Source organism: Ensifer sp. Root558, from assembly GCF_001427045.1.
In the GTDB taxonomy this organism is placed as follows: Bacteria; Pseudomonadota; Alphaproteobacteria; order Rhizobiales; family Rhizobiaceae; genus Ensifer; species Ensifer adhaerens.
The window spans coordinates 1-6060 of the sequence record NZ_LMGC01000031.1 but is presented as its reverse complement, the minus strand read 5'-3'; the positions used below and the strand labels follow the sequence as shown (position 1 = coordinate 6060).

General features: G+C 59.3%; 7 protein-coding genes. 3 read left to right on the top strand and 4 right to left on the bottom strand.

Annotated elements, in window-relative coordinates:
* The coding region (locus ASD63_RS35260) for an aldehyde dehydrogenase family protein (protein ID WP_156624179.1) at window positions 1–157 on the top strand (157 nt) is incomplete at its 5' end.
* 182 nt (window positions 158–339) lie between these two features.
* On the opposite strand, the gene ASD63_RS35255 is transcribed toward ASD63_RS35260, so the two are convergent.
* Complete coding sequence (locus ASD63_RS35255; protein ID WP_156623649.1) at window positions 340–477, bottom strand: hypothetical protein; 138 nt, start codon at window positions 475–477, stop codon at window positions 340–342.
* Between ASD63_RS35255 and ASD63_RS23985 the strand changes: the two genes are divergently transcribed.
* Both ASD63_RS23985 and ASD63_RS23980 read left to right on the top strand, forming a co-directional pair.
* Window positions 477–1226, top strand: a complete 750-nt coding sequence (locus ASD63_RS23985) for an exonuclease domain-containing protein (protein WP_060529923.1) — start codon at window positions 477–479, stop codon at window positions 1224–1226. The two genes, ASD63_RS35255 and ASD63_RS23985, sit on opposite strands and share 1 nt — an antisense overlap.
* Before the next feature lie 65 nt (window positions 1227–1291).
* Complete coding sequence (locus tag ASD63_RS23980; RefSeq protein WP_244497275.1) at window positions 1292–1909, top strand: 2'-5' RNA ligase family protein; 618 nt, start codon at window positions 1292–1294, stop codon at window positions 1907–1909.
* Window positions 1910–2069: 160 nt separating this feature from the next.
* On the opposite strand, the gene ASD63_RS23975 is transcribed toward ASD63_RS23980, so the two are convergent.
* The 3 genes from ASD63_RS23975 to ASD63_RS23965 all read right to left on the bottom strand — a co-directional run bounded on the left by ASD63_RS23975 (window position 2070) and on the right by ASD63_RS23965 (window position 5915).
* Complete coding sequence (locus tag ASD63_RS23975; protein ID WP_060529922.1) at window positions 2070–3293, bottom strand: MFS transporter; 1224 nt, start codon at window positions 3291–3293, stop codon at window positions 2070–2072.
* Between the two features lie 37 nt (window positions 3294–3330).
* Entirely contained in the window at window positions 3331–3942 is a 612-nt protein-coding gene (locus ASD63_RS23970; RefSeq protein ID WP_060529921.1) for a TetR/AcrR family transcriptional regulator, read from the bottom strand.
* 323 nt (window positions 3943–4265) lie between these two features.
* Window positions 4266–5915 carry a caspase domain-containing protein gene (locus tag ASD63_RS23965; RefSeq protein WP_060529920.1) on the bottom strand — a complete coding sequence of 550 codons (1650 nt, stop codon included), beginning with the start codon at window positions 5913–5915 and terminating at the stop codon, window positions 4266–4268.
* Between the last annotated feature and the right edge of the window lie 145 nt (window positions 5916–6060).

The following is a 6060-nucleotide window of genomic DNA, read 5'->3' as shown; positions in this document are numbered from 1 at the left end:
GGTCGAAAGCGGAATGATTTCGATCAACCATCTGGGCCTGGCGCTCCCCGAAGTCCCCTTCGGCGGCATCAAGGATTCCGGCTACGGCACCGAGGGCGGATCCGAAGCGATCGAGGCCTATCTGGAAACACGCTTCGTCACGCGAAAGAGCGTCTGACGCCGCGGCAGGTGAAACGTGGTCTGAGGAGCGACGTCCTCTTGCGTTCTAAGGAAACAGTGGCGATTTTTCCACCTGAATCCGACCGGGCACACCTTAGCGAAAAACACAAACCCTGACGGTTCAGTCCTTGGACAACGAGGTATGGCTCGTGAGGGATAGAAGTTCGACTTTGCACAATGTCATTCGAAGTGGCAGGCATGACCTTGCGGCACTAGATAATTGAGCACCGCTGCCTTGATGGTGGAGGAGAGAAAGCCGTAGTGGCCGGCTCGCATCGAAAGCATGGTGGCCGCAGTAGGACGAAGGACAGCAGGCATTGTCGACATCCCGCGTTCGCGTCATCGATCTGGAAACGGCCGGCAACGGACCGAACGACGTCTGCGAAATCGGGTGGCAGGACGTGGTCCTTGAAGACAATGGACGGTGGGTCGTCAACGACGAACGCGGCGCATTGATGGTCAATCCGGGGCGGCCGATTTCGCCCGACACGATGGCCATCCATCATATTCTCGACGAGCAAGTCGCCGGCGCGCCCTACTGGAAAAATGTGGCGCCAGAAGTGTTGCATCCGCACGGCGGGATCGACGCATTGGCCGCACATCGTGCAGCCTTCGAACAACGGTATTGCACGCCTCGTCTCACCGGCGGCTTGCCCTGGATCTGTACCTGGAAGTGCGCCCTACGGATTTGGCCCGATCTGCCACGATTTTCCAACCAGATGCTCCGCTACCAGCGTATGCCGGAAGGGCTCGTTCACGAGATAGGTCTTCCGGCCCATCGAGGCATGCCGGATGCCTACGTGACGGCCCATCATCTGCGCGATCTGTTGAACGCTGCATCGCTCGATCAGTTGCTGGCGTGGAGTGCCGAGCCGGGCTTGTTGCCGCGCGTGCCCTCCGGGCCTGATCGTGGGAAGAGCTGGGACCGCCTTAGTACGGAGACGCTCACCGAATTTCTTCGCGATAGAGATAGCGACATCCGCTTCAGCGCCCAGACCGAGTTGCAAAGGCGCGGTGAATTCGAACCTACCGCTGCCGACGAGCCAGTGCAGCAAACCTTGCTATGACTGGAACTGTGCGTCGCGCATGCGCCGAATGAAGGGCGGCACCAGGGTGGCGCTCGGCGAACGCGGTGATCTGCCTTGGTGAAGTACTCTACTCAGCATCGACAGGAATTGCCTTGAAGACACGCAAACCGCTTATCCTCACAGCCCGGATCGCGGAGATCGATCTTGAGATCTTCGATCGCCTTCGAAACGCGCATTTCCCGTCGGAGCGAAACTTCCTCCGCGCTCACCTCACGATGTTTCATCGGCTACCGGGCGAACACCTCGAGCGGATCGTTGGAGAATTGCAGGCCGCTGCCACCAAGCGTGACCAGATCCGCGCGCAGGCAGCCAGTGTTCGCCATCTCGGCGCGGGCGTGGCGTTCACGATCAGAAGTCTTGCGCTTGAAGACCTTTATGCAGAACTAAAGCGCGCTTTCATGCCATGGCTGGGCGGTCAGGACATGCAGAGGTGGCAGCCGCATATCACCGTCCAGAACAGGGTTTCGCGGTCAGCCGCAGACACCTTGCACCGGCAACTGACACACGATTTCAAACCACGATCGTTGACGCTGGAGGGCCTGGATCTCTGGAGATATCTAGGCGGACCTTGGCAGCTCGAACGAGCGATCTGTTTCGAGATCTCCGCTCTCCGTACAGCGCCATTGGCCGGCTCAGCGGCGATCGTTGACGATCATCGCTGAGCCAAATGGGCGGACAGATGCTGTATCCGCGCGCTTATGACCAACAGGGTCGGAGCACAGAGACCTCGAAAGAAGACTGTGGCCCGCACCAGGAAGAGACCGCCTACCCATCACATCGCGCGGAGGCGTACATCGATGACGGATGCGATGCCGAACTCGCTCAACTCTCCGAGCATCGTTCTGACCGGGTCTCGGTCAGGAAGATGGCGAACGCTGTGGCGGGCAGTGCGAGGCCGATCATGGAGGCGAGCCACCATCCACCAGAGGCAAATGCCCAGGCACCCAGGGCAGAGCCAATGGCGCCGCCAGTGAAGAAGATTGCCATGAAGAGGCCGTTGAGCCGGCTGCGCAAGTCCGCGCCGAGTTCGTAAATCGAGCGCTGCCCCGTCACCAACGTCATGGTGACGCCGAAGTCGAGCAGGATTGCAGCAAGCGTTAAAAGTGTGAGCGCAAAGGTCGAACCTTCAGAGATTTGCGTCATCAGAAAGCCGGCCGCGACACTGACAAGGCCGAATGCCGTTGCCGGCCGCACCAATCCCTTGTCAGAAAGGCGCCCAGCGATGGGCGAAGCAATTGCGCCCGCAACACCGGCCAGGGCGAAAAGCGCAATGCCATTATGACCCAACCCAAAGCTGGGCCCTGCAAGATAAAGCGGCGTCACGGTCCAGAACAGGCTAAATGCGGCGAACTGACAGGCCTGATAGGCAGCGCGCCGCTGCAGGACCGGCTGCGTCGCGAGAAGCTGGGCCATCGACTTGAGCAGCTGGCCGTAGCTCAATCGACCCGCCGCAGGCATGCGGGTCGGCAATTGCGTCCATAGAAGGGCTCCAAGCCCGACCATAACGATCGCGGAAACATAAAACACGGTATGCCAGGAGCTGACGCCGGCAATTAATCCGGCAATCGGCCGCGCCATCATGATCCCAACCATCAACCCGCTCATGATATTGCCAACGACGCGACCCCGAACGGCATCCGGTGCAAGGTTGGCAGCGAACGGCACGATCATCTGGACAGCAACCGAGCCAAGCCCGATGGCGAGCGAAGCGGTGAGAAAGGGTCCAGGTGTGGTGGAGAGCCCGGCCGCGATCAGGGCAAGAGTAGCCAGGCTGATCATGGTCACAATCAGCCGACGATTTTCCAGGAGATCACCCAATGGCACGAGGAGCAGCAACCCGAGGCCGTAGCCGATCTGGGTCACGGTCACGATCAAGCCTGTTGCCTCAGCCGGTAGGCCGATGTCGAGTGCGATCGGCCCGGCGAGTGGCTGGGTATAATAGAGGTTGGCGGCAATCAGGCCGCAGGCGGCGGCCATCAGAAAAGTCATGCCGGCGGAGAGTCCGGCCGGACGCTGCGACTGGGCGAGGGAAGCTGGAGTTGTCATGGAATGTGCCTTGGGAGAAAGGAGGCGGGCGGGTTGATCAGTCGAGAATGCGCAAGATTGCTTCACCGGAAGGGAGCAGCTGGTTCTCCAGCTCTCCGGTCTTGCCGGCGATACGCACGCCCTGCAGATAGGAAAATAGCGCAAGCGCGGTACTCGCGGGATCGACGTCATGGCGAATTGAACCATCCAACTGGCCATCGCGAATGAAACCTTCGAGCCGCGTGACGAGCTTGCGATTGTGTCCTGCGACCTTGGCGGCGATCTCGGCATCGGACAGAACCAGTTCCACGGCGGCACCGATGGCCAGGCAACCACGCCTGCCGGTCTCACCACAGGCGGACATGGCATAGAAACTGACGACGCAGGCAACCTTTTCGCGACCGGTGGAGGCTGAAGACAATGCCTGTTCCAGAAGGTCAGCTCGGACCTGCTTATAGCGGTCGTAGGCAGCGACGAAGACGTCACGCTTGTCCTGAAACGCCTTGTATAGGCTGCCGGCAGTCAGTCCCATTTCGGCTTTCAGTTCTGCGATGGAGGTTCCGTGATAGCCCCTCTCCGAAAATATGCGGATCGCCGCATCCAGAGCTTGGGTCATGTCGAACTCGCGGGGGCGCCCGACGGAGCGATGGGAGTGTCTTTCGGAATTCATCTGACGGCCTATTAGGAAACGATCGTTCCCTAATAGGCCGTCAGAGGGATTTGGTCAAGCCGCTTATCTATCGGTCTATTGGAAAGACGAGTGGCGCGAGCTTAGATCGAACCCGTTGCAGTTGATTATGCCCCACATTGCGCTTGGTATCGAGCACATTGGCTGACAGGAGCTGCAGCGTTGGTTCAGAGCGCAGACAAGTTGTCCGTGGGCATTCCACCGTGAATAAGCAAGCCGTCGATCTCCAGGCATTCATGTCCACGGCGTCGAGGGAAGCGTCTGAGGGCGATCGATCGCAAGAGCCCATGCCGGGGAGTTTCAGACTACATCCTGCTCATCGTGACAGTTCCTGAGCAACCGCTGCCCGCCCCGGTCCCCTTGAACCTGCCTTTCCCTTTGTCGTTCTTTATCATGCCGGTGAGGATGTTGCCGCCCTTGCGGCCTTTATGGACGAATGTGAGGGTCATATTAATAGTCCCATTCCTCGCGACTTTCCCCGAAAGCCCCGAGCTGGAGGATACAACGCCGTCATTTACGAGGATGGACGTTGAAAGCTCACGCCAATCACCGCAGTCCGTCGTCGCGTGCCTCGTTAGCTTCCACACGCCATTGAACACGCTCAAACCAGCCGCCACGCAACGATTTCCGCGAACTTCCATTCCGTTGCCACAGACGAGGGGGCAGACACGGCCACCGGCCGCCTTCAGACTATTCACGAGCTCCTCGGTGGGGGTGAGCGAGGCAAGCTTGATCCCCTTGCGTTCGGCATAGGCTTGCAGCGCCTTCTGACTGCCGCTACCCCATTTGCCGTCCACCTGCTCAAGGCATCCGACACGCACCAGTTCCCTTTGGGTGATCAGTGTGAGCTCGCCGGCACTCATTTGGCTGGTCGGATCGCTTGATCCCTTCAAGCCTGGTGTGGTCTGCTCAAGTTTAGCAAGTTCGGGTGGCACGCCGGTGACCTTCGGCAGGGCGGCACGCTTGAGGTCGCCCTGCCCCAGTTCAGCCGTCTCCCGTTCCTTATCCCGCGCTTCAATCGCTGCGATTTTCAGTTTCGCAAGCGTGACGAATGCGCCGCTTGGGTATTGCTGAAGGTAGGCTTCAAAAAAGTTCCTCTCGGTCGCGTCCTTGATGGAATTCCAAAAGGAAAGCTCCACACTTCTGTCGGTGTCCGATGTGACCACCGCCGAGTTCGTTGGCGTCTCGGGGATTTTCGCCGGGTTCAGCACAACCGGGCCCGTCAGTGAGGAACTATCCCAGGGAATCTGCTTACCGCCGGTGACCTGCAAAACGGCGCGACGCACAGCAATCAGGTCATCCGTTATGCTCTGCCCGGGTGTGCCGAGGTGTTGAAGCAAGGCCGACGTAAACGGGGAGTTTCGACCGGCCCCGTCGAGCGCAACGTTTCCCGGCTGCGTGGCGAACGCAATCAGCGACCCCACACCTGTATCGAGTTTGGCCAGGCCTCGACCGACGACTACAGACCGTGTTCCGAGCGACCGGGCCAAATTCGTAGCGAGCGGATTGTCACGGCAAGCGTCGAGGAAAACCAGATTGACCTTGGCGTTGCGCTCCATGGCAGCAAGCACGAGTTCGATCGGCAGCGCCTCGAAGTCTAGATCATTGTTCGATTTCAGCTGCGCGTCGATCGGGATGATATAATTGCCACCGTTCACCTGCAGCCCGTGCCCGGCATAGAAAAAAAGCGCCACGTCTGCGCCTTCGACCTTGCCGACGAACTCTCGGATCACTCCCCGCATTCCTGTCAAATCGAGGTCCCGACCCGTTACCACCACGAAGCCCAGTGCTGTCAATTTCGACGCCATGTCGCCGGCATCATTTTGCGGGTTCGCGAGCTGAGGTGCGTGTCTATAGGCGGAGTTCCCAATGACCAGCGCGACGCGCTTTTCGGCCCAGACGGGGGAGCCCACAAAAAAGAGCAAGAGCAAGACAGCGGCACGAAGGGAATTCATGAAGCAGCTCCACCACTCCGATCCCGAGCCGAGCGTTTGACAGCCACTGACCTGCCACTGAGAATTCCCTCCAGAATGGATTAAAGTCCGGCCCATAGAGGACGGACGAATGAAGAAGCAGAGATTTACGGAAGAGCAGATTATT